Origin of the sequence: Iamia sp. SCSIO 61187 (genome assembly GCF_019443745.1) — a bacterium.
Taxonomy (GTDB): domain Bacteria; phylum Actinomycetota; class Acidimicrobiia; order Acidimicrobiales; family Iamiaceae; genus Iamia.
In genome coordinates this window covers 1,375,152-1,397,133 of record NZ_CP050948.1, presented here as the reverse complement: position 1 = coordinate 1,397,133, position 21,982 = coordinate 1,375,152, and the positions used below count along the sequence as shown (strand labels likewise).

Annotated in this window: 19 protein-coding genes; 5 read left to right on the top strand and 14 right to left on the bottom strand. The window is 74.8% G+C overall.

The window, feature by feature from the left end:
• Window positions 1-25: 25 nt before the first annotated feature.
• Window positions 26-1,420: an HTTM domain-containing protein gene (locus tag HC251_RS06815; RefSeq protein ID WP_219944550.1), complete on the bottom strand. Its 1,395-nt coding sequence runs from the start codon at window positions 1,418-1,420 to the stop codon at window positions 26-28.
• Window positions 1,421-1,519: 99 nt separating this feature from the next.
• Between HC251_RS06815 and HC251_RS06810 the strand changes: the two genes are divergently transcribed.
• Genes HC251_RS06810 through HC251_RS06795 form a run of 4 tightly spaced genes read left to right on the top strand, consistent with a single transcriptional unit; the run spans window position 1,520 to window position 5,959 of the window.
• A complete protein-coding gene (locus HC251_RS06810; RefSeq protein ID WP_219944549.1) occupies window positions 1,520-2,755 on the top strand; it encodes an imelysin family protein in 1,236 nt (411 codons plus the stop codon).
• The gene (locus HC251_RS06805) at window positions 2,752-4,221 is read left to right on the top strand and encodes a di-heme oxidoredictase family protein (RefSeq protein WP_219945633.1); all 1,470 of its coding nucleotides are present in this window, start codon (window positions 2,752-2,754) and stop codon (window positions 4,219-4,221) included. The genes HC251_RS06810 and HC251_RS06805 overlap by 4 nt, the downstream gene beginning before the upstream one ends.
• Window positions 4,218-5,312, top strand: a complete 1,095-nt coding sequence (locus HC251_RS06800) for an imelysin family protein (protein ID WP_219944548.1) — start codon at window positions 4,218-4,220, stop codon at window positions 5,310-5,312. The genes HC251_RS06805 and HC251_RS06800 overlap by 4 nt, the downstream gene beginning before the upstream one ends.
• Before the next feature lie 17 nt (window positions 5,313-5,329).
• Complete coding sequence (locus tag HC251_RS06795) at window positions 5,330-5,959, top strand: hypothetical protein (RefSeq protein ID WP_219944547.1); 630 nt, start codon at window positions 5,330-5,332, stop codon at window positions 5,957-5,959.
• A gap of 245 nt (window positions 5,960-6,204) precedes the next feature.
• Here HC251_RS06795 and HC251_RS06790 read toward each other — a convergent pair whose 3' ends face one another.
• The gene (locus HC251_RS06790; protein ID WP_255566623.1) at window positions 6,205-7,725 is read right to left on the bottom strand and encodes an aldehyde dehydrogenase family protein; all 1,521 of its coding nucleotides are present in this window, start codon (window positions 7,723-7,725) and stop codon (window positions 6,205-6,207) included.
• Between the two features lie 31 nt (window positions 7,726-7,756).
• A complete protein-coding gene (locus HC251_RS06785) occupies window positions 7,757-8,050 on the bottom strand; it encodes a hypothetical protein (protein ID WP_219945800.1) in 294 nt (97 codons plus the stop codon).
• A gap of 160 nt (window positions 8,051-8,210) precedes the next feature.
• Here HC251_RS06785 and HC251_RS06780 point away from each other — a divergent pair, with 160 nt between their 5' ends.
• Window positions 8,211-9,404, top strand: a complete 1,194-nt coding sequence (locus HC251_RS06780; protein ID WP_219944546.1) for an MFS transporter — start codon at window positions 8,211-8,213, stop codon at window positions 9,402-9,404.
• A gap of 19 nt (window positions 9,405-9,423) precedes the next feature.
• Here HC251_RS06780 and HC251_RS06775 read toward each other — a convergent pair whose 3' ends face one another.
• The 11 genes from HC251_RS06775 to HC251_RS06725 all read right to left on the bottom strand — a co-directional run bounded on the left by HC251_RS06775 (window position 9,424) and on the right by HC251_RS06725 (window position 21,966).
• Complete coding sequence (locus HC251_RS06775; protein ID WP_219944545.1) at window positions 9,424-10,878, bottom strand: HAMP domain-containing sensor histidine kinase; 1,455 nt, start codon at window positions 10,876-10,878, stop codon at window positions 9,424-9,426.
• A gap of 6 nt (window positions 10,879-10,884) precedes the next feature.
• Entirely contained in the window at window positions 10,885-11,568 is a 684-nt protein-coding gene (locus HC251_RS06770; protein ID WP_219944544.1) for a response regulator transcription factor, read from the bottom strand.
• Window positions 11,569-11,626: 58 nt separating this feature from the next.
• Window positions 11,627-14,434: a bifunctional diguanylate cyclase/phosphodiesterase gene (locus tag HC251_RS06765; RefSeq protein ID WP_219944543.1), complete on the bottom strand. Its 2,808-nt coding sequence runs from the start codon at window positions 14,432-14,434 to the stop codon at window positions 11,627-11,629.
• Between the two features lie 127 nt (window positions 14,435-14,561).
• Window positions 14,562-15,761: a cytochrome P450 gene (locus HC251_RS06760; RefSeq protein WP_219944542.1), complete on the bottom strand. Its 1,200-nt coding sequence runs from the start codon at window positions 15,759-15,761 to the stop codon at window positions 14,562-14,564.
• Window positions 15,751-16,620: an NAD(P)-dependent oxidoreductase gene (locus HC251_RS06755; RefSeq protein WP_219944541.1), complete on the bottom strand. Its 870-nt coding sequence runs from the start codon at window positions 16,618-16,620 to the stop codon at window positions 15,751-15,753. Before HC251_RS06755 ends, HC251_RS06760 begins: the two co-directional genes overlap by 11 nt.
• Window positions 16,617-17,372 (bottom strand): SDR family oxidoreductase, encoded by a 756-nt coding sequence (locus HC251_RS06750; RefSeq protein WP_219944540.1) that lies wholly within the window; start codon window positions 17,370-17,372, stop codon window positions 16,617-16,619. Before HC251_RS06750 ends, HC251_RS06755 begins: the two co-directional genes overlap by 4 nt.
• 58 nt (window positions 17,373-17,430) lie before the next feature.
• Entirely contained in the window at window positions 17,431-18,900 is a 1,470-nt protein-coding gene (locus HC251_RS06745) for an aldehyde dehydrogenase (RefSeq protein WP_219944539.1), read from the bottom strand.
• A gap of 91 nt (window positions 18,901-18,991) precedes the next feature.
• Window positions 18,992-19,552, bottom strand: a complete 561-nt coding sequence (locus HC251_RS06740; RefSeq protein WP_219944538.1) for a nuclear transport factor 2 family protein — start codon at window positions 19,550-19,552, stop codon at window positions 18,992-18,994.
• A 4-nt stretch (window positions 19,553-19,556) separates the two neighbouring features.
• Window positions 19,557-19,757: a ferredoxin gene (locus tag HC251_RS06735; protein ID WP_219944537.1), complete on the bottom strand. Its 201-nt coding sequence runs from the start codon at window positions 19,755-19,757 to the stop codon at window positions 19,557-19,559.
• On the bottom strand, window positions 19,757-21,163 hold the full coding sequence (locus HC251_RS06730) for a cytochrome P450 (protein ID WP_219944536.1): 1,407 nt from the start codon (window positions 21,161-21,163) through the stop codon (window positions 19,757-19,759). The genes HC251_RS06735 and HC251_RS06730 overlap by 1 nt, the downstream gene beginning before the upstream one ends.
• Window positions 21,160-21,966: an SDR family oxidoreductase gene (locus HC251_RS06725; protein ID WP_219944535.1), complete on the bottom strand. Its 807-nt coding sequence runs from the start codon at window positions 21,964-21,966 to the stop codon at window positions 21,160-21,162. The genes HC251_RS06730 and HC251_RS06725 overlap by 4 nt, the downstream gene beginning before the upstream one ends.
• Window positions 21,967-21,982: the final 16 nt, after the last annotated feature.

The window sequence follows — 21,982 nt, the reverse complement described above, 5'->3', positions numbered from 1 at the left end:
TTGCCCTCGGCGGGTCGCGGCGGGGTCACGGCGGCGGGGCGGGCCGGATCCAGTCGTCGGGCCAGGGGTCGCGGGGTTCGGCGGCCAGGTCGACCTCGGGGTCGATCAGCCGGGCCGGGGGGCGGCCGTCGAACGACAGCCAGGCGTCGACGCGGACCTCGACGTCGGGGTGGCCGCCATCCCGCTCGCCGGCCGCCAGGGCCTGGGCGGCCTGGTGGATGAGGTCGGGTTCGGTCGCCATGACCCGGATCTGGGCCCGCGTGTAGAGCTCGCTCCCGTCGGTGGCCCGCGTCCGACCCGTGGCCGGGTCGTGGAGGAGGAACGTCACCGACCCCGCCTTCTCGACCAGCAGGACGTTCCACGCGAAGCGGTAGCCCTCGCCCGTCCAGCGGTGGTCGCCGGGGTAGGCCAGGTGCCGCAGCGGCAGGGCGACCTGCACCAGCACCCACCCCACGGCGAGCGCGGTGACCACGCCCCGCCGCCACCCGGGGCCGGCGACGGGTCCGGGCCGTGTCCCGTCGGGCCCGACCGCCACCTCGTGGGTCGCGGGGACCCGGGGGCCGAGGCGGGCGCGCAGGCGTGCGGGCCAGTCGGGGGCGAAGAAGATCGTCGAGACGCCGATCATCAGCCACGGGAAGACCCCGATCGGGAAGAGCGACCAGGTGGCGAGGTGGAAGGCCACCAGGGCGGCCCACGCCCACGGCCGGGACCGCCGCCACAGGAGGAGGGCGACGATCGAGCAGTCGAACGCCGCCCCCGCCACCGACAGCACGTGGGCGGTGGCGACCTCGTCGAGCAGGGGGCCGACGACGGGCAGGTCGGCCCGGGGCGGGAGCCACAGCCGCAGGGGCAGGGCCCGCACGAGCCAGTCGGACTGGAGCTTGGCGATGCCGGCCGAGGTGTAGACGACGCCGGCCTGGAACCGGAGGAGCCACACCCACCCCCGGGCCACCCGGGGGCGCCCGTCCCACGGCAGCACGAGGCCGAGGACGAGGACGAGGGTCAGGAACCAGTAGTGGTTCAGGTAGGTCGTGACGTCGATCAGCTCGGTCCAGGCGAACGCGGCCAGGAGGACCGCGCCTGCGGCGCGGGTGTGCCACCCCAGGGCCAGGGCCACCGAGGCCGCGCCCATGGCCACCACCACGCCCGTCATCACCGGGGCCGACGGCTGGGGCACCCAGCCGAGGCCGAGGTAGGTGAACCGGTGGGCGGGCCCGCTGTAGAGCTGGTCGATCCAGGCGTAGCGGACGATCCGCACCGCGCTCAGCAGGCCGACCGCGCCCACGACGACCCGCACGACGGCCAGCGACCGCCCCGACACCGGGGCCATCGCCGCCGCCCGCACCCGGGCGAGCAGGGCACCGGGGGCCGGGGTGGTGGCGATGGCCCCGTGCGGCGCGATCGTCGTCGGGGCGGCCATCACTCCATCTTCGCCTGCCGTGCCACGGGACTGGCAGCCGACCTCGTCGAAGTGGTTAGGCTCCCCTAACTCTTGCTGTCGACCCGTAGGTGCACCCCGATGACACGACGCCCCCTCCACCGGATCCTGGCTGCCGGCCTGGCCCTGGCCCTGCTCGGGGCGGCCGCCTGCTCCGACGACGACGGCGGGGACGACGACACCTCGGCCACCACCGCCGCCGACGGTGGCGGCGAGGCCGGCGAGACGACGGGCACGCTCTCCGACGACGACGCCCTCGCCGCCGCGACGACCTACGCCGATGTGGTCTTCGCCGCCTACGCCGCCAACGTCACCGCCGCCACCGAGATGGGCGACGCCATCGACGCCTTCGTCGCGGCGCCGTCGGACGCGACCCTCCAGGCGGCCAAGGACGCCTGGAGGGCCGGGCGCGAGCTCTACGGCCCCACCGAGGTCTTCCGCTTCTACGACGGCCCGATCGACGAGCCCGAGGCCGGCCCCGAGGGCCAGATCAACGCCTGGCCGCTCGACGAGGCCTACGTCGACTACGTCGAGGACGACCCCGGGGCCGGCCTGGTGGCCGACGCCGAGACCCTGCCCGAGATCACCGGCGAGACGATCGCGGCGGTGAACGAGGAGGGCGGCGAGACCAACGTCTCGACCGGGTGGCACGCCATCGAGTTCCTCCTCTGGGGCCAGGACCTCAGCGAGGACGGCCCCGGCGCCCGCCCCGTCACCGACTACACCACCGACCCGAGCGCGGCACGGCGGGGCCAGTACCTGGCGGCGCTCGCCGACCTCCTCGTCGACGACCTCACCAGCGTCCGCGACCAGTGGGACCCCGAGGGCGGGGCCTACCGCGAGGAGTTCCTCTCCGACCCGCACCAGGCCGTGACCAACATCCTCCGGGGCATGGGCGCCCTGTCGGCCGGCGAGCTGGCCGGAGAGCGCATCCTCGTCGCCTACGACACCCAGGACCAGGAGGACGAGCACTCCTGCTTCTCCGACAACACCCTGGTCGACATCGTCGGCAACGCCCGCGGCATCCAGATCGCCTACACCGGCGAGTACGAGGGCGTCGAGGGCACGTCCCTCTCCGACGTCGTGGCCGAGATCGATCCCGAGCGCGACGCGGCGCTCACCGAGGCCCTCGACGCCAACGTCGCCGCCGCCGAGGCCCTCGACGAGCTGGGGACCTTCGACCAGCTGATCGTGGGCGACGACGAGGCCGAGGGTCGCGCCGCCGTGCGCACCCTCGCCGAGGACCTCCAGGGCCAGGGCGACCTCATCGCCGAGCTGGCCGGCGCCCTCGGCTACGAGATCAGCCTGGAGATCTGACGACCCCCGCCCGTCGCCGCCTCGGGCTCGCGCTCGCTGCCGTCCTCCTCGTCGTCGCCTGCTCGGGCGGCGACGGGGAGGGCGGCGACGCGCGCCCCGGTGACCGCGACCGGCCTGACGCCCCCGTCGGGCCGTCCGACGAGGAGCGGGCCGCCTCCGGTGGCGACGCGACCGTCGAGAACACCGGGGCCCAGGCCTTCGCCCAGGCCGTCCCCGGGCTCGACACCGACGGTCGCCGGTTCTTCGCCGTCGGCAACAACTTCTTCAACGACAACTGGGTGATCGCCCCGGCGTCGACCGACGGGCGCGACGGGTTGGGCCCGCTCTTCAACGCCCAGTCGTGCTCGTCGTGCCACTTCCGCGACGGGCGGGGCCAGCCCCCCGCCGACGCCGACGACCCCGAGCGGGGCCTGCTGATCCGCCTGAGCGTCGCCGACGGGGAGAGCACCGCCCCGCACCCGGTCCTCGGCGAGCAGCTCCAGGACCGGGCCATCCCCGACGTCCCGGTCGAGGGCTCGGTGTCCATCACCTACACCGAGGAGGAGGGGACCTACGACGACGGGACGCCCTACACCCTCGCCGTCCCGACCTACACGCTCGTCGACGCCGAGGGCCGGCCGCTCGGTGACGACGTGCTGTTCTCGCCCCGCGTCGCTCCCCCCATGTTCGGCGTGGGCCTCCTCGAGCTGGTGCCGGCCGAGGACATCATCGCCGAGGCCGACCCCGACGACGCCGACGGCGACGGGGTCTCGGGCCGGCCGGCGCTCGTCGACGACGTCGACCCGGGGTCGGAGGCCGAGCGCGCGGGCGAGCGCGACGGCCGCCTCGGACGCTTCGGGTGGAAGGCCCTCGAGCCGACGGTCGAGGACCAGACGGCGGCCGCGTTCCGCGCCGACATCGGCGTCACCACGGACCTGCGCCCCGAGCAGCCGTGCACCGCAGCCCAGCCGGCGTGCCTCGCCGCCCCCACCGGGGGCGAGCCCGAGGTCGACGAGCAGAAGCTGGGCCGGGTCACCTTCTACTCCCGCACCCTGGCGGTGCCGGCCCGGCGCCACGTCGGCGAGCCGGCGACCGACCGGGGCGAGGAGCTCTTCGCCGCCACCGGGTGCGCGTCGTGCCACCTGACCGAGATGCGGACCGGGTCCTCCGACGTGGCCGAGGCGCTGAGCGAGCAGGTGATCCGGCCCTACACGGACCTGCTCCTCCACGACATGGGGCCGGGCCTGGCCGACGGGCGACCCGAGGGGGCCGCCGACGGCTCCGAGTGGCGCACGCCACCGCTGTGGGGCATCGGCCTGACCGAGACCGTCAACGGCCACACCCGCTTCCTCCACGACGGCCGCGCCCGCTCCCTCGAGGAGGCCGTGCTGTGGCACGGTGGCGAGGCCGCCGGGGCCCAGGAGCGCTTCCGCGCCCTGTCGGCCGACGACCGCCGGGCCCTGCTCACCTTCCTGGAGTCGCTGTGACCCGCCCCCGCCGCCTCGTCGCCCTCCTCGTCGCAGCCGCGCTGGTGGTGGCCGCCTGCTCCGACGACTCCGACCTCCCCCGCGCCGCCGACCACGAGGCCTCCCCCGCCAGCGAGGTGCTGGCCGCCATCGCCGAGCAGGCCATCGTCCCCTCCTACGAGGCGCTCCACGCCGAGCTCGGGGCGCTGGGCGACGACCTGGCGACGCTCTGCGACGAGCCCGGGCCCGACGCCCTGGCCACCGCCCGGACGGCGTGGCGGGAGGCCACCCTGGCCTGGCAGGGCACCCGTGCCGGCGCCGTGGGCCCGGCCATGGACCGGCGCCTCATGGCCGACGTCGCCTTCCGGGCCCGCCCCGACCCCGTGGCCGAGCTCCTCGCCGGCGACGAGCCCATCGACACCGAGTCGCTGCGGGCCAGGGGCTCGACCTTCCACGGCCTGTCCACCATGGAGGCGCTCCTGTTCGGCCCGGCGTCGACCGTCCTGACCACCCCCGCCGGCGCCCGCACGTGCGGCTTCCTCGTCAACGTCACCCCGGTCTCGACCGACGCCGTCGCCGCCGTCGTGGCCGACTGGGACGACGGCGACGAGCCCTACCGGGCCACCTTCGCCGCCGGGCCGGAGGGCGACCCGCTGGGCAGCGTCGACGCCCTGGCCAACCAGGTGATCGCCTGCCTGACCGCCATCGACGACAACGGCATCCGCGACCTGGTCCTGGCCGAGACCCTCGACGACGCCCTGTCGACCCGTCGCGACGGGCCCGGTGCGTTCGTGATGGCCCAGCACCGGGCCCTGCTCGACTCGGTGGCCGCCGTCGTCGAGGGCGACGGGGAGACCGCCGACGACGGCCTGGTCGCCCTGGTGGCCGAGCGCTCGCCCGCCACCGCCGCCCGGCTCTCGGAGCTGACCGAGGCGGCGGTGGCGGCCTTCGCCCCGCTCCCCGACTCGGCCGACGTCGCCTTCACCGACGCCCACGACGACCTGGTGGCCGCCTCCGAGGCGGTCGCCGCCCTCAAGGTCTCGATGACCACCGAGGTGGCCAGCCAGCTCGGCATCACCGTCCGCTTCAGCGACGCCGACGGCGACTCCTGACGCGCGAGGGTGGCCCGGTGCCGTCCCCGCCCCCCCGTCCGTCCCGCCGGGGGTGGCTGCCCCCGGTCGTGGCCCTGGCGGTGGCGGCGATCCTGGCCGTCGTGCTGGTGGGAGGCGGCGGGTCGGGGGGGGACCCGGACCCGAGGTCCACGACCAGCACCTCGGTGCCCGAGCCGGTCGAGATCAGCTCTGACTCGCCGACCTACGCCACCCTCGGCGAGCTGCTGGCGGCCAGCGACCTGGTGGTCCGGGCCCGGGTCACCTCCACCGAGCGGGGGCGGGTGTTCGGCGAGCCCGGCCAGGACACTGCGCTCGAGTCACGGCTCGTCGCCCTGGAGGTGACCGAGGTCCTGCGGGGCCCCGAGCCGCCGCCCGAGTTCCTCGTCGAGGAGGAGGGCTGGCTCCTCGACGGATCGCCGCTGATCGTCGACGGGCTCGTCCCCTCGGCCGAGGGCGACGACGCCATCTGGTTCCTCGTCGACCCGAGCGCCACCGAGCCGGCACCGTTCGTCACCGTCAACGCCCAGGGCCGCTACCTCGTCGACGGTGACGCCCTCCGCGGCGCCGAGGGCGCCGACCCCCTGGTCACCCGCATCGAGGCCCTCGGCGCCGAGGGCCTCGAAGAAGCCGTCCGCACCGCAGGCTGATCCCCGACCCAGGCACGGCGACGAGACGAGGCCGCGCCACACCAGGCTGCGAGGACGAGGCGTGGGTCAGACGAGGGGCCCAGCCCGGCGCAGCCGCTGGGGGCGTGGGGGGCACCCCCACACGAAGCGGCGTGTCGGCGAGGGACGAGCCGTCCGCCGCTGGGGAGACCTTCAGCGCCGAGCGCAGCGAGGCACCTTCAGCTCGAAGGAACGGAGTGAGGCGCAGCCGAACGAGTGACTGAGACCTACGTCCTCGGCGCCCGGCCGTGGAGGAGGGTGAGGACCTTCTTGACGGCGGTGTCGACCTTGGGGCTGCGGTCGAAGGTCGTCAGGGCGAGGGGGGCGGCCAGGCGCTGGCGGGCGACGGCCTTGGGGCGGGCGAACTCGCGGAGGCCGTCGGCGCCGTGGATGCGGCCGAAGCCGGAGTCACCGACGCCGCCGAACGGGAGCGACGGGATGCCGGCGAAGGAGATCACCGAGTTCACCGCCGTCATCCCCGTGCGCAGGCGGCGGGCCAGCTCGGGACCCTGGGACTTGGAGAACACGGTCGCGCCCAGCCCGTAGCGGGTGGCGTTGGCCCGGGCGACGGCGTCGTCCATGTCGGCCACCTTGGCGATGGTGAGGGTGGGCCCGAAGGTCTCGTCGGTGTTGGCGAGGGAGTCCTCGGGCACGTCGACCAGCACCGTGGGCTGGACGTAGCGCTCGCCGACCGCGTCGCGCCCGCCGACGAGGGCCCGACCGCCGCGGTCGAGGGCGTCGGCGATGTGGCGCCGGATCACGTCGAGCTGCGAGGGCATGGTGATGGGGCCGATGTCGGCGTCGGGCCCGTCCCCGGTCTCGACCGCCCGGGCCTTGGCCACGACCTTGTCGACGAAGGCGTCGTAGACGTCGCCGTGCACGTAGACCCGCTCGACGCCGACGCACGTCTGGCCCGCGTTCGACATGCCGCCCCAGGTGGCGGCGTCGGCGGCGGCGTCGAGGTCGGCGTCGGCGTCCACGAGCAGGGCGTCCTTGCCCCCGCACTCGACCAGGACGGGGGTGAGGGTCTCGGCTGCGGCGGCCATGATCTTCTTGGCCGTGGCCGTGGAGCCGGTGAAGGCGACCTTGTCGACGCCCGCCCCGACCAGGGCGGCGCCGGTGTCGCCGAAGCCGGTGACGACCTCCAGGAGCCCGGGGACGCCCATGGCCTCCGCGGCGCTCTGGGCCAGCCACTCCCCCACGCCCGGGGTGTGCTCGCTGGGCTTGAACACGACGGCGTTGCCGGCGGCCAGGGCGTAGGCGATCGAGCCCATGGGCGTGAACACCGGGTAGTTCCAGGGCCCGATGACACCCACGACGCCGAGGGGCAGGTACTCGAGGGTCGCGGCGTGGTTGGACATCAGCAGGCCCGACGAGACCCGGCGCCGCTTGAGCACCTTGGGGGCGTGCTTGGCCGCCCAGGCCAGGTGGTCGACGGCGAGGACGATCTCGAGCAGGGCATCGCCGGCGGGCTTGCCGGTCTCGTCGTGGACCAGGGCGGCCAGCTCGTCGGCCCGCTTCACCAGGAGCGCCCGCCACGTGCCGAGCAGCGGTGCCCGGCCGGCGAAGCCGAGGTCGGCCCAGGCGGGGGCGGCGGCGCGGGCCCGGGCCACGGCGGCGGCCACGTCCTCGGGTCCGTGGACCGGGTGGGTGCCGACCACCCGGCCGGTGGCGGGGTCGAGCGAGTCGAAGGTGGGGCGGTCGGCCCCGGGATCGGCGGTGGGGGGGATGGTGTCGGTCGCGGTCACGGTGTCCTCCAGGACGGTCGTGGGGTCGAGGCTAGGCCCGGTCGCGGTGGACGTAGGCGGCGACGGCGGCGCGGGCCCCGTCGGGGGACGCCCCGGTGAGGTTGGCCAGGAGCGTGACGGCCCGCAGGACCTGGCCGTCGTCCACGAGGGCCGCCACCTCCGCCGGGAGCTCGCCCGGTGCCGGCAGCGGGGCCCGGGCCGGCCGGGGGATCTCCCGGGTCTCGACCGCGGTCCGGAGCCGGCCGTCGAGGACCCGGAGCCGGGCCGCCCGCTCGCGGGCCCGCTGCTCCTGGCGGTGCCGCCACGCCTCGATCCTCCCGGCCACGGACCCGACGCTACGCCCCCACTCCGTCGAACCTTGTCCGGAACTCCCCCTCCTCGGCAGGGTTCCGGACAAAGCTCGCGGCGCCCCGTCGAACAGTGTCCGGAACTCCCCCTCTGTGGCACGGTTCCGGACAAAGTTGGTGGGGTCGTAGGGTCGACGGGTGGGCCGTCGCGCGCTGCTCTCGTCGCCGGTGGTCGTGCAGGCGGTCGTGTTCGGCGCCTTCGCCGCGCCCATCGGGATGCTCGGGGCGGCCTGGCCCGAGGGCCGGCTGCGGGTCGACCGCCCGGCGGCGGCGCTGGGCCTGCTCGTCACCGGCTACGGCCTGGGCCGGCTCAGCACGTCGGCCACCGCCCTGGCCATCTTGCGACGGGTGTCCATCGGGCCGGCGACGGCGACGGTCTGCGTGGGCCTGGCCGGGGCCCAGGTGGTGATGGCCACGACCCGCTCGTTCGCGGTCCTGGGGGTGGCGGCGACGGCCGTGGGCCTGGCCTCGGGCACCCTCGACTCGCTCGGCAACCGCTACCAGACCGCCGTCCGCGACGTCCGCCAGGCCGGGCTCGTGTTCGGGGCCTACGGCGTCGGCGCCACCGCCTTCCCCGCCCTGGTGGGGATCACGTCCTGGCCGGTCGGGTTCCTCGCCGGAGCGGGCGCCGCCCTCGCCGCCGCCGCCCTGGCCCTCTCCCCCGCGGTGCGGTGGCCGGCGGCCCTGGCCGAGCACCGCGGGCCGGCGGTGGCGCACCCGACGGCGGGGCCGGCGGTGCGGGCCGCGGCGGCGTGGTCCCTGGCCGCCTTCGCCCTGTTCTGCACCGTCGAGATCGTCACCGGGAACTGGGCCGCGACCTACCTGGAGGACGGCCGGGGGGTGTCGGGCCGCAGCGCGGCGTTCGCCGTGAGCGGGTTCTGGGGCGGCATCACCGTCGGCCGGCTGCTGCTCGGACGGGCCCGGCTGGGCCCCCGCCCCCTCCTCGTCGGCGCCGGGTCGGTGGCGGCCGCCCTGATCGTCGCCCTGCCCCTCGTGCCCGGCGTCATCGCCCTCGGCACCCTCCCCCTGGTGGGCCTGGCCCTGGCCCCGCTGTTCCCCACGCTGATGGCGACCACGGCGGACCGGGTGGGCCCCGAGCACGCCGGCCGCCTCGGCGGCTACCAGCTCGTGGCCATGAACCTCGGCGGCACCGGGCTCTCGGCCCTCGTCGGGGTGGCCGTCGGGGCGTGGGACGCCCGCGCCGTCGGCTGGCTCGCCGCCGGCCTCGCCCTCGTCGGGCTCCCCCTGCTCCTCCGCACCGCCCGCCTGGTCCCGGCCGGGCGGCCCGCCCCCCGCTCGCACCCCGTCCCCGCCGGCCGCCGCCCGGCGTGAGGGTCGCGACCGGAGACGGTCAGGCCGGGTCGGCCTCGGCGGCCGGGAGGAGGACGCGCACGGCGGTGCCCTCGCCCTCGGTCGAGGTCAGGCTGACCGAGCCACCGTGGGCGGCGACGATGGCCTGCACGATCGACAGGCCCAGCCCGGTGCTGCCGGCGGCGCGGGACCGGGCCACGTCGCCCCGGGCGAAGCGCTCGAAGGCCCGCTCCGCCAGCTCGGGGGGCATGCCGGGGCCGTCGTCGGCGACCTCCAGCAGCACGTGACGGCGGTCGTCCGCCCGGGCGACGCGCACGGTGACCGCCGTCCCCGCCGGGGTGTGGGTCACGGCGTTGCCGACCAGGTTGGCCACGACCTGGCGGAGGCGGTGGTCGTCGCCGACGACGGTGCAACCGGCCGCCGCGTCCAGGGCCACGGGGTGGTCGGGGTGGGCGACGGCGGCGTCGTCGCGGGCGTCGGCGGCCAGGGCGCCGAGGTCGACCGGCTCGGCCTCGAGGGGCCGGCCCTGGTCGAGCCGGGCCAGCAGCAGGAGGTCGTCGACCAGGCGGCCCATGCGGACGGCCTCCTGCTCGGTGCGGGCCATGGCCGACGACCGGGCCTCGGGGTCCTCCAGCCCGCCCCGACGGTGCAGCTCGGCGTAGCCCCGGATGGTGGTGATCGGGGTGCGGAGCTCGTGGGAGGCGTCGGCCACGAAGCGCCGCAGCCGGGCCTCGGACGCGGCGCTGGCGGCGAAGGCCTCCTCGATGTGGGTGAGCATCGAGTTGAGGGCCGCGCCCAGCTCGCCGGCCTCGGTGCGCCGGTCCGCCTCCGGCACCCTCTGCGAGAGGTCCCCGGCGCCGATGGCGGTGGCGGTGGCGGTCATGCGCTTGAGGGGGCGGACGCCGAGGCGCAGGACCCACAGGGCGACCAGGGCCAGGAGGCCGAGGACAACGGCGGTGGCCGCCACCTCGAGCAGGACCAGCTGGCGCACGGATGCGTCGACGTCGTCGAGCGGGGCACCGACGTACACCCAGGCCCGGTCGCCCGCCCCGCGGGCGATCACCCGGAAGCGGTCGGCGCCCACCCCCGGCACCGTCACCAGCTGGCCCGGGCGCAGCTCGGCGAGGGCCGGGGCGGTGAGGTCGGGGGCCACCTCGTCGCCGTCGGCGTCGAGGAGGGCGACACCGGTGACGATGTCGCCCTCCTGGCGCAGCCCGACCCAGATCGTCGTCGGGGCCCGCCCGCCGAACCCGACGCCCCCGTCGGCGTCGCCGGCCGCCCCGGGCCGGGCCCAGGGGGGGCGGGTGCCGCCGAAGCCGCGCTCGCCGGTCATGTACGGGGCCGCCGCCAGGGCGCTGTCCGACAGGGAGCGCAGCTGCTCGTCGACGTTGGCCTCGAGGTCGTCCCGGGTCGAGCGGGTCACGACCACCGCCACCACGACGAGGACGACGGCCACGACGCCCAGGCCGAGCAGCAGGCGGAGGCGGAGGCTCACACCCGATCAGCCCTGCTCGCGGACGACGTAGCCCACGCCCCGGATGGTGTGGATGAGGCGGTCCTCGCCACTGTCGAGCTTCTTGCGCAGGTAGCCGATGTAGGTCTCGACGATGCCGCCGTCGCCGCCGAAGTCGTAGTTCCACACGTGGTCGAGGATCTGCGCCTTGGACAGGACCCGGCCCTGGTTGGCCAGCAGGAACCGGAGCAGGTTGTACTCGGTCGGCGACAGGTTGACGTCGGCCCCGCCTCGGGTGACCCGGTGGGCGTCGTCGTCGAGCTCGAGGTCGGCGCAGCGCAGGACCGACCCGTCCCGCTGGACGCCGGTGCGGCGGAGCACGGCGTCGGTGCGGGCGACGAGCTCGTCGAGGCTGAAGGGCTTCACGACGTAGTCGTCGCCGCCGAGGGTCAGGCCCCGGACCTTGTCCTCGGTGGCGTCGCGGGCGGTGAGGAAGACGACGGGCACGCGGCTGCCCTCGCTCCGCAGCCGCCGGCAGACCTCGAAGCCGTCGAGGTCCGGCATCATCACGTCGAGGACGATGAGGTCGGGCGCCGTCTCGCCGGCGGCGGCGAGCGCCTCCCGCCCCGAGGCCACCGCGGTCACGTCGTAGCCGTGGTGGCGGAGCGCGGCCTCGAGCATCGAGCGGAGATTGTCGTCGTCGTCGGCGAGCAGCAGCCGTTCCCCGGTCATGGGGCCAGTGTGGCGGCCCGACCTGGGAGGTCGCTGGGAGCCCGCCGAGAGGTGGGGCTCAGCGGCTGCCGACGGACGACACCGGGCCGGGCCCGAGGGCGGAGGTGTCGAGCGCCTCGGCCAGCGTGTCCGGGTGCCCGGTGGCGGCGGGCCCACCGGGGAACGCCGGCGCGGGCGTCGGCACCGACGTCGGGTCGACCGGCGGCTCGCCGCGGACGATGGGCGCCAGCACCTCGACGCCCGCGGCGCGGGCCTCGTCGAGGTGCGTGCGGAGCAGGCCGTGGTAGGCGTCGCGCTCGAGGGGGCGCGAGAGCAGGTAGCCCTGGCCGTAGCGGCAGCCGAGGTCCCGCAGCCGGGCCAGCTGGGCCTCGGTCTCGATGCCCTCGGCGACCACCGTGGTGACCTCGAGCGAGTCGGCCATCTGCATGATCGTGCGGGCCAGGCGGTCGCCCTTGGAGGCACCGTCGAGCTCGGCCACGAAGGCCTTGTCGATCTTCACCACGTCGACGGCGAAGCGCTGGAGGTAGGCCAGCGAGCAGTAGCCGGTGCCGAAGTCGTCGATGGCGATGCGGACCCCGACGTCGCGGAGGTGGTCGAGGATCACCGCGGTGGCGTCGGTGTCGGCCATGAGCGCCGTCTCGGTGATCTCGACGGTGAGCCGGGACGGAGGCAGCTGGGCGACGCGCAGGGCGTCGGCCACGGTGTCGAGGAAGGTCGGCGCCGCGAACTGGACGCCGGAGACGTTGACGCCGACGGTGCCCCCGGTGCGGGCGGCCTGGTTGCACGCCTGGCGCAGGGTCCACTCCCCCATGGGGACGATGAGGCCGGTCTGCTCGGCGATGGGGATGAAGACGTCGGGGGGGATGTCGCCCCGCTCGGGGTGGGCCCAGCGGCTGAGCGCCTCGGCGCCCCGCACCAGGCCGGTCTCCAGGTCGACGATCGGCTGGTACACGACCCGGATCTGGCCGGTCTCGACGGCGGTCGACAGGTCGGTCTGGAGCGAGAGCCGATCCGAGGCCAGGTCCCGCATGGCCGGGTCGAACACGCAGACCCGGCCCTTGCCGGTGCGCTTGGCCTCGTACATGGCGATGTCGGCGTCGCGGAGCAGGCCGACCGTGCTCGACCCCGACGTGGCCACGGTGACGCCGATGCTGGCGACGACGCCCAGGTCCATGTCGCCCACCGGCACCGGGACGTGGAGCGCCTCGAGGATGCGGTTGGCGATGGTGGTGGCCTCGCCCGGGGCCCGGTCGTCCTCCAGCAGGACGGCGAACTCGTCGCCGCCGAGGCGCGCCGCGGTGTCGCCGATGCGGAGGCAGCGCACGATGCGCTCGCCCACGGCGCGGAGGAGGGCGTCGCCGGCCCCGTGCCCGAGGCCGTCGTTGACGGCCTTGAAGTCGTCGAGGTCGACGAACAGCACGGCGACGTCGCAGTCGGGGTCGCGCCGCCGTCGGTGGAGGGCGTGGTCCACCCGGTCGGCGAAGAGGGCCCGGTTCGCCAGGCCGGTGAGGCTGTCGTGGAAGGCCTGGTGGCTCAGCTCGGCGGCCAGGGCCTTGCGGTCGGTGATGTCGCGCATCGTGAGGGCGAGCCCGTCGACGACCTCGTTGGCGACGAGGTTGGCCGCCACGACCTCGAACTCGCGGATCGACCCGTCCGTCGCCAGCAGGCGGGTCTCGAACCGGGACGTGGCGTGGGCCGGCCGGGTGGCGGCCTGGTACAGGTGGGTCGTCAGGGTCGAGACGTCGTCGGGGTGGGCGATGCTGCGCAGGGCGGTGTGGACGTGGTCGTCCGGCGACCGCCCCAGGGCGGTCCGGAACGCCGGGCTCATGTACCGGATCATCCCCTCGCTGTCGACGACGCCGATGACGTCGCTCGAGTGCTTGACCAGGGCCTCGAAGCGGTCCTCGCCGGCCCGGGCGGTGTGGCTCTCGACCGACCGCACCACGGTGGTCATCCGCACCAGGGCCAGGACGAAGGTGGCGAGGGTGGCCAGGGCGGGCACGACGAGGGCCGTGCGGCGGGGCTCCTCGACCCGCACGACCTCGACGAGCAAGATGCCGAGCGGGAGCACGGCGGCGGCGCCCAGGACCAGCATCCGACGGCGACCGATCTGCTCGCCGACCGAGGTCACCTGGTGCTCCTCGGCCATGGACGGGTCGACGGCGGCGGCCCCCATGGAGGCGTAGGCGAGCAGGAAGACGAGGTCGATCGGGCCGCCCTCGGCGTAGGTGCCGAGGCGCTCGGCGACCTGGAACCACAGGTCGGCGCCGGCGAAGAGGAGGATCCCGCCGGCGAGGAGGAAGGTCGACGGCGACGTCCGCTCGCTGCAGAACAGCAGCCGGGCCACGGCGGCCAGGAGGATCACGTCGACGACCGGGTAGGCCACGGCCCAGAGCAGGTCGGCGTCGACGTCGCCGCCGACGAGGGGCTCCACCACAGCGATCCAGGCCACCACGCCGCCGGCGAGGGTGACGATGGCGGTGTCGACCCGGGCGAACAGGTCGCGGAAGCGGACCGTCTCCCGGACCCGCACCACGAACCCCAGCGCGATGAGCAGGGCGCCGAGGAGGTAGGCCGGGTCGGCGATCGACCGGGTGGGGTCCTCGCCGGCGACGAGCTGCTGCCACCACAGCGCGTCGCCGACGACGATCGACGACAGGCCGACGGCCTGGATCACCCAGCACAGCAGGTGGTGGGGGCGGTGGACCACGATGCCGCCCACGGTGGCCAGGACGGCCACGACGCCGACGGCCACGTAGATCGCCTCGCTCGACGAGGTCCGGGGGGCGAGGGCGTACCCGATCGTCAGGATCCCGCCGAGGATCAAGATCGCCGTCGCGAAGCGGTTCGGGGCGCGCTGATCCACGGGCGTCCATCGGCCGGGGGGCACCGATGATGAGGCGGCCCGGGTGTGACCTCGGGGCCACCCGGAGTGGTCGTCGGCCCTGGTCAGGGCGGTCGTGGGGCCGGCGGTGGGGGCGGTCCGCCGACCCTCAGCCGACGGGTGCGGTCGGGGTGAACCGGACGGCCAGGTGCTCGTAGCCCGACACGAAGTTGGCCGGGCGGGCGGCGGGCTCGTGGTCCTGGGCCACCTCGAGGTCGGGGAGGCGACGCAGCAGGTGGTCGACCATGCAGGTCAGCTCCAGGCGGGCCAGCGAGCTCCCCAGGCAGAAGTGGGTGCCGAAGCCGAAGGCCACGTGGTCGTTGGGGGTGCGGGTGATGTCGAAGCGCGACGGGTCGGCGAAGACGTCCTCGTCGCGGTTGGCCGACGGGTACAGCAGCAGCAGCTTGTCGCCCTCGGCGACGGTCTGGCTCCCGATCATCACGTCGCGGGTCGCCGTGCGGGCCATGTTCTTGATGGGGCTGACCCAGCGCAGCATCTCCTCCACCGCCCCGGGCAGGAGGTCGGGGTCGGCGGCCAGGGCGTCACGCTGGTCGGGGTGCGTGAGCAGCTGGTACATGCCCCCGCTGATCACGTGGCGGGTGGTCTCGTCACCGCCGATGAGGATCAGCAGCGACTCGTGCAGGACCTCGTCGTCGTCGAGCCGATCGCCGTCGACCTCGGCGTGGACCAGCACCGACATGAGGTCGTCGCGGGGGGTGGCCCGGCGGTCGGCGATGGTCTCCAGGGCGAAGGTCGTGTAGCCGGTGAAGGCGTCGGCCGCCGACCCCATGTCCTCGGGCTTGCCGGTGAGGGCCGACAGGAGGGCGTCCGACCAGGCCAGCAGCTGGGCCCGGTCCTCGGGGGCCACGCCGAGGGCGTCGCCGATCATGATCATCGGGAGCCAGGCGGCCACGTCGGTGACGAGGTCGCACTCCCCCCGCTCGCAGACGGTGTCGATGATCTGGTCGCAGGCCCGCCGGACCGCGGCCTCCTGCTCGCGGACCCGGCGCGGCGTGAAGCCCCGGTTCACCAGCTTGCGCCGCTTGAGGTGGGCGGGGTCGTCCATGTCGATCATCATCGGGATCGGCCCCGAGTCGGGGCGGATGCCGCCGGCGTTGGAGAACGTGCCCGGGTCCTTGGCGATGGCCTTCAGGTCGGCGTAGCGGGTGATGCCCCACACCTGCCCGTCCCAGTAGACAGGCGCGTGGGCCCGCATCCAGGCCATCTCGTCGTGGGGGTCGCGGCCCCAGAAGTCGCCGGCGACGAGGTCGATGTCGTCACGGGTGGGGTGGGTGGCCTCACGGGGCATCGGCGGGCTCCTCCAGTCCGAGGGCGGTGGCCAGACCGCGCCGGGCGGCGGCGGTGACCGGCAGGTCGAGGCCGGCGTCGGCGGCGAGGGCCAGGGCCAGGTCGAGGTCCTTGGACCCGAGGGCGAGCGTGTGCTCGAAGATGGGCCGCAGCCCGTCGTCGGCGGCGAGGGGGGCGGTCACGTCCCGCAGCATGATCGCTCCGGCGCCGCCCGTCACGGCGTCGGAGTGGCGGACCACGTCGCCCAGCCCGACCAGGTCGACCCCGGTGGCCTCGGCCAGGCGCAGGGCCTCGCCGACGGCGGCGAAGGAGGCGAAGGTGACCAGGTTGCGAGCGATCTTGGCCCGGGTCCCGGCCCCGGCCGGACCGAAGTGGACGACCTGGTCGGCGAAGCCGGCGAAGGCGGCCTGGCACCGCTCGACGGCGGCGGCGTCGCCCCCGAGGAGCACGGCGAGCCGTCCCGTGGCCGCCCCCATGGCGCCCCCGCTCACCGGGGCGTCGACGAGCACGACGCCGGTGCGGGCCGCCACGAGGGCCAGGTCCTCGGCCGTCTCGGCGCGGATGGTGGAGTGGACGGCGACCAGGGTGCCTGCCGGGGCCGTGCCCAGCAGGGCGCCGACGACGCTGCGCACCTGGGCGTCGTCGCGGACCATCACCGAGATCACCGTCGCCCCGGCGGCGACCACGCCGGCGGCGTCGGCGGCGACCTCGGCCCCCTCGGCGGCGAACGGTCGGGTCGCCTCCTCGACGACGTCGCAGACCACCAGCCCGCCGGGGTGGCCCAGCAGCCGGCGGGCCATGGGGGCGCCGATGTTGCCCAGGCCGATCCAGCCGAGCCGCTCCGTGCCTGCGGCGCTCATCCCCGCACGACCTGGCCGCCGTCGACGTTGAAGATCTGGCCGGTGATCCAGCTGGCCTCGTCGGACAGCAGGAACAGGAGCATGTTGGCCATGTCGTCGGGTGTGCCCTGGCGCTTGAGGGCCAGCCCCTTCACCAGGTCCCTGACGATCGACTCGGGCACCGTGTCCCGGGTGGCCTCGGTGTCGGTCGGGCCGGGGGCGATGGCGTTGATCCGGATCTTCGACCCGCCCAGCTCGTGGGCGAGCTGCTGGGTGAGGCCGTTGATGCCCGTCTTGGCCAGGCCGTAGAAGCCGGCGTAGAGCCAGGCCGCGGTCGACGACTGGTTGACGACGGCGCCACCCCCACGGGCCGCCATGTGCTCCCAGCAGGCCCGGATGCACACGAGGGCGCCGTCCATGTTCACGGCCATGAACCGCTTGTAGTACTCCCAGTCGACCGTCAGCAGCAGGTCGATCTGCATGCCTCCGTAGATGGCGGCGTTGTTCACCAGCAGGTCGATCCCGCCCAGCTGCTCGACCGTCGCCGCCGCCATGGCCGCCGCCGACTCGGGGTCGGACACGTCGACCCGCAGCCCGAGGGCGGTGCCGCCGTCCTCGGCGATCGACGCCGCCACCTTGGCCGCACCGTCGGCGTCGATGTCGGCGACCACCACCGCCGCCCCCTCGGCCGCGAGCCGGCGAGCGTAGGTCTCGCCGATCCCCCGCCCGGCCCCGGTCACGATGGCGACCTTGTCGGTGAACCTCTGGGTCATGTGGTGGTGCTCCTGTCGATGGGCGCCGGGCGGCGGGCGGGGTGGGTCACGGCTGGGCTCACGCCGGCTCGGCCACGGACTTGGCCTCGGTGTACTCCTCGAAGCCGAGCACGCCCATCTCCCGACCCAGGCCGGACTGCTTGTAGCCGCCGAAGGGGACGTCGCCGCCGTACCAGATCCCGCCGTTGATGCCGACGGTGCCGGTGCGGAGGCGGGAGGCGACGGCGCGGGCCCGGTCGAGGTCGCCGCCGTGGACGGCGCCCGAGAGGCCGTAGATCGAGTCGTTGGCGATGCGGACGGCGTCGTCGTCGCCGTCGTGGGGGATGGCGACGAGGACGGGTCCGAAGATCTCCTCCTGGGCCACGCGGGCCTCGTTGCCGACGCCGACGACCAGGGTCGGCTCGACGAAGAACCCGACCTCCCGGTCGGCGGGGCGACCGCCGCCGCAGGCGAACGAGCCGCCCTCCTCCCGGGCCAGGTCGAGGTAGCCCAGCACCCGGTCGCGCTGGGCGGACGAGATGAGCGGCCCGCAGATCGTGCCCGGGTCGGTCGGGTCGCCGGGGGCGAGGGCGGCCATGGTCGCGGCCACGGCGTCGACGCCCTCGTCGAAGCGGGCCCGGGGCAGGAGCAGCCGGGTGGTGATGGCGCAGCCCTGGCCGGCGTGGGTGCAGACGGTGAAGGCGGCCAGCCCGCAGGCGGCGGCCACGTCGGCGTCGTCGAGCACGACGAAGGCCGACTTGCCGCCCAGCTCGAGGAAGACCCGCTTGAGGGTGCCCGAGGCGGCGGCCATGACCTTCTTGCCGGTGGCGGTCGATCCGGTGAACGACACCAGGTCGACCCGGGGGTCGGTGGAGAGCTGGGCCCCGACGGCGTGGTCCGACGAGGTGACGACGTTGAGCACGCCGGCGGGGAGGTCGGTCTCGGTGGCGGCGATGCGGGCGACGGCCGAGGCCGCCCACGGCGTGTCGGGCGCCGGCTTGAGGACGACGGTGTTGCCGGCGGCGAGGGCCGGTCCGAGCTTGGCCAGGTTGATCTGGTGGGGGAAGTTCCACGGGGTCACGGCACCGACGACCCCGACGGCCTCGCGCTCGAGGAAGCGACGGGAGTCGATGCCCATCACCGTCGAGGTGCCCAGATCGGTCCGCCACCGGTAGCCCTCGGCGGTGTCGGCGGCGAAGGCGAGGTCGCCGACGGGCCCGTCGTACTGGGGGCCGGTCGTCAGGAAGGCGGGGGCGCCGACCTCGGCGGTGGTGAGGGCCCGCATCTCCTCGCCGTGGGCGACCAGGGCGTCGTGGAGCTGGCGGAGGCACCGCACCCGGAGCTCGACGTCGGTCGACCACGAGGTCTCGTCGAAGGCGCGGCGGGCGGCGCCGATGGCGGCGTCCATGTCGGTGGCCGTGCCGTCGGCGGCCAGGCCGAGGGCCTCCTCGGTGGCCGGGTCGATCGTCTCGAACGTGGCCCCGCCGGACGCGGCGGTGAGCTTCCCGTCGACCAGCAGCACGTCGAGCCCGTCGGTCTCCAGGCTCATCGCCGCCCCTCCGACCCGATCCCGGCGCCGAGCTCGGTGGCAGATGTGGGATGTTCGTCCGACATCTGCCACCGAGTTCCCAGGAGGGGGGTCACGACGGGCGCTCCCAGAGGCCGGTCGGGGCCTGGTGGACCGGGTAGTAGCCGGGCAGGTCGGCCTTCATCGACCGGTTCATGCGGGCCGTCATCCCCTCCGACAGCGTGCCGTCGGACATCATCTCCAGGAACACGTGGGCGGCGTTGCCGAAGTCGAACCAGTCCCGCTGCCAGCGCCACTGGAAGTCGCCGCCGTAGATGAACCACGAGCCGCCGATGCCGGCCACCTCGTAGCGGGTGCCGTCGTCGCGCGTGGCGTCGGCGACCTGGCGCCAGAACCCGATGACGTGGCCCTTGGACTCGTCGATGACGATCTCCTCGTAGGGGTACTCCCAGCCCCCGAGGCCGTCCATCTCCAGCCCGAGGGCGATCTCGCGGATCTCCTCGCGCCCGGTGGCCATGAACTCGGTGTCGGGGCCGTAGTTCCACCCGTAGGTGGCGTCCTCGGTGTACATGTCGGCCATCGACTTCCAGTCGCCGGCGGCCTCGGCGTCCCGGTTGGCCTGGAGCCAGCGCTCGACCATCTCGTCGAGCTCGGCACGGGGGTAGGCGGTCATCGGTTCAGTCCTCCTGGACGGACAGGGCGTGGGTCGGGCAGTACTTGACGGCCAGGTCGACCGCGGCGCGCTGGTCGTCGGCGGGGGCCTCGGCCAGGACGGTCAGGTCGCCCTTCTTGGACACCTCGAAGACCTCGGGGGCCTCGGCCTCGCAGACGCCGTGGCCCTGGCACAGGTCGCGGTCGACGACGACCTTCCAACCCATCAACGGCTCCGGCGGCGGTAGCGGACCCGGCAGGGCTGGGCCAGCTGCACGACCATCTTGGAGTGGTCGTTGCGGTACGACTCGGGGGGCTGGGCCGCCTCGATCTCCCAGTCCTGGAGCAGGACGCAGAAGATGGCCTTGAGCTGCATGAGGGCGAACGCCGCACCCACGCAGCGGTGGCGGCCGGCGCCGAAGGGGATCCAGCTCCACGGGTTGGCCACGTCCTCGTTGCGGGGGTCGAGGTAGCGGTCGGGGACGAAGGCGTCGGGGTCGGGGAAGGCCTCGGGCAGCCGGTTCGACACGCTCAGGCTGGCGCCGACGAGCTGGCCCTCGCGGATGGCGTGGCCGGCCAGCTCCATGTCGGAGGTGGCCTTGCGCAGCACGAGGATCAGCGGCGGGTGGAGGCGCAGGGCCTCCTTGATGGCCGACTCGAGCCGGGGGATCTCCCGCAGGGCCTGGTAGCTGACGTCGTTGCCGTCGGAGAACAGCTCGTCGAGCTCGGCGTTGACCAGGGCCATCTCCTCGGGGTGGCGCAGGAGCTCGATCAGCGTCCACGCCGCCGTGCCCGAGGTGGTGTGGTGCCCGGCGAACATCATCGAGATGAACATGCCGGTGACCTCGTCGGCCGAGAAGCGGTCGCTGCCGTCGGGGTCCTTGATCGACATGAGGACGTCGAGGAGGTCGCGGTCGTCCTTGGCCACGGGCTCGGTCTCGGCGGCGCGGGTGTCCATGATCGCCTGGACCAGGGCGACCAGCCCGACGCGGGCCTCGTCGCGGGCCCGGAACGACGGGATGTCGGCGTAGGGGTCGACGTAGGCGAGGGCGTCGGTGCCCTTCTCCAGGTCGTGGTAGAGCTCGGCGAAGCGGCCGTCGAGCTGTTCGCGGAAGCGGGCGCCGATGAGGCAGGCGCTCGAGGTGTAGATGGTGAGCTCGGCGAAGAAGTCGAGCAGGTCGATCTCGCCCTCGTCGTCCCACCCGGCGACCATGCGGTCGACCTCGGCGGCGATCGTCTGGGCGTGGCCCCGCATGAACCTGTCCCGCAGGGCCTGGTTGTGGAGGGCCTCGCGCCGGCGCTCGGGCGAGGCGTCGAACACCACGCCCTCGCCGAAGATCGGCGTCATGAAGGGGTAGGCGGCGGCCTGGTCGAGCACCTCGTCGGGCGCCCGGAAGAAGGCCTCGTTGGCCTCGGGCCCGGTGAGGAGCACGACCTCCTGGTCGTGGAGGCGGAACACGCCGGCGTCCCGGCACTCCTCGCGCACCCGGGCCATCAGCCCGAGCGGGTCGCGCCGCAGCTCCTCCAGGTGGCCGGTCCCCCCGTCGTCGCCGCTCACGGTCGGGGGCTGGACGATGGTGTCGCGACCCGCCCGCCGACCCGGCGGTGTCGACTCCGTCGACGCTGTGCTCATCTGTGCTCTCCTCGGGGGACGTGGGTGCGCCGGACCGCGGGGGCCTCGGGCTCGACCTCGATCAGGGTCAGGTGGGTGCCGCGGGGCTGGGTGACCATGGCCGTGACGGCCCGGGCCACGTCGCCGGGGCGGAGGGCGCCGTCGTGGCGGATCAGGCCCCAGCGGTTCCACTCGTCGACCACCTCGACGACCTCGCCCTCGGACCAGGTGGTGCCCTGCTCGGTGCTCGACGGGCCGGGGCGGACGATGCCGGCCCGCACGCCGGTGCCCTCGAGCTCCATCTGCATGGCCCGGGCCATGCCCTCGGCCCCGTGCTTGGCCGTCATGTAGGCGCCCATCAGAGGGCGGGGGGCCCGCACGACGTCGGAGGTCACCAGGACGACGTCGCCCCGACCCCGCTCGACCATGCCGGGGACGACGGCGTGGAGGAGGGCCTGGGCGCCGAGCAGGTTGACCTGGACCTGGCGGGTGAAGGTGGCCGGGTCGGTGGCGTGGACGGCCTGGGGCCAGACCTCGCCGGCGTTGCTCACGAGGACCTCCAGCGGCCCGTGGACGGCGGCCGCCTCCTCGGCGAAGCGGGCGACGGACCCGTCGTCGGTGAGGTCGAGGGCCACGGCGGCGGCCTCGTGGCCGTCGGCCCGCAGCGTGGCGGCCAGGTCCTCGCAGCGCTCGACGCGGCGGGCGCCGAGGACGACGGGGTGGCCGAGCGCGGCCAGCTGCTGGGCGATGGCGGCGCCGATCCCCGACGAGGCGCCTGTGACGGCGACCGGGCGCCGCTCCGGGTGCGGGTCGAACCGCGGCATCAGCACCCCCCCGGGA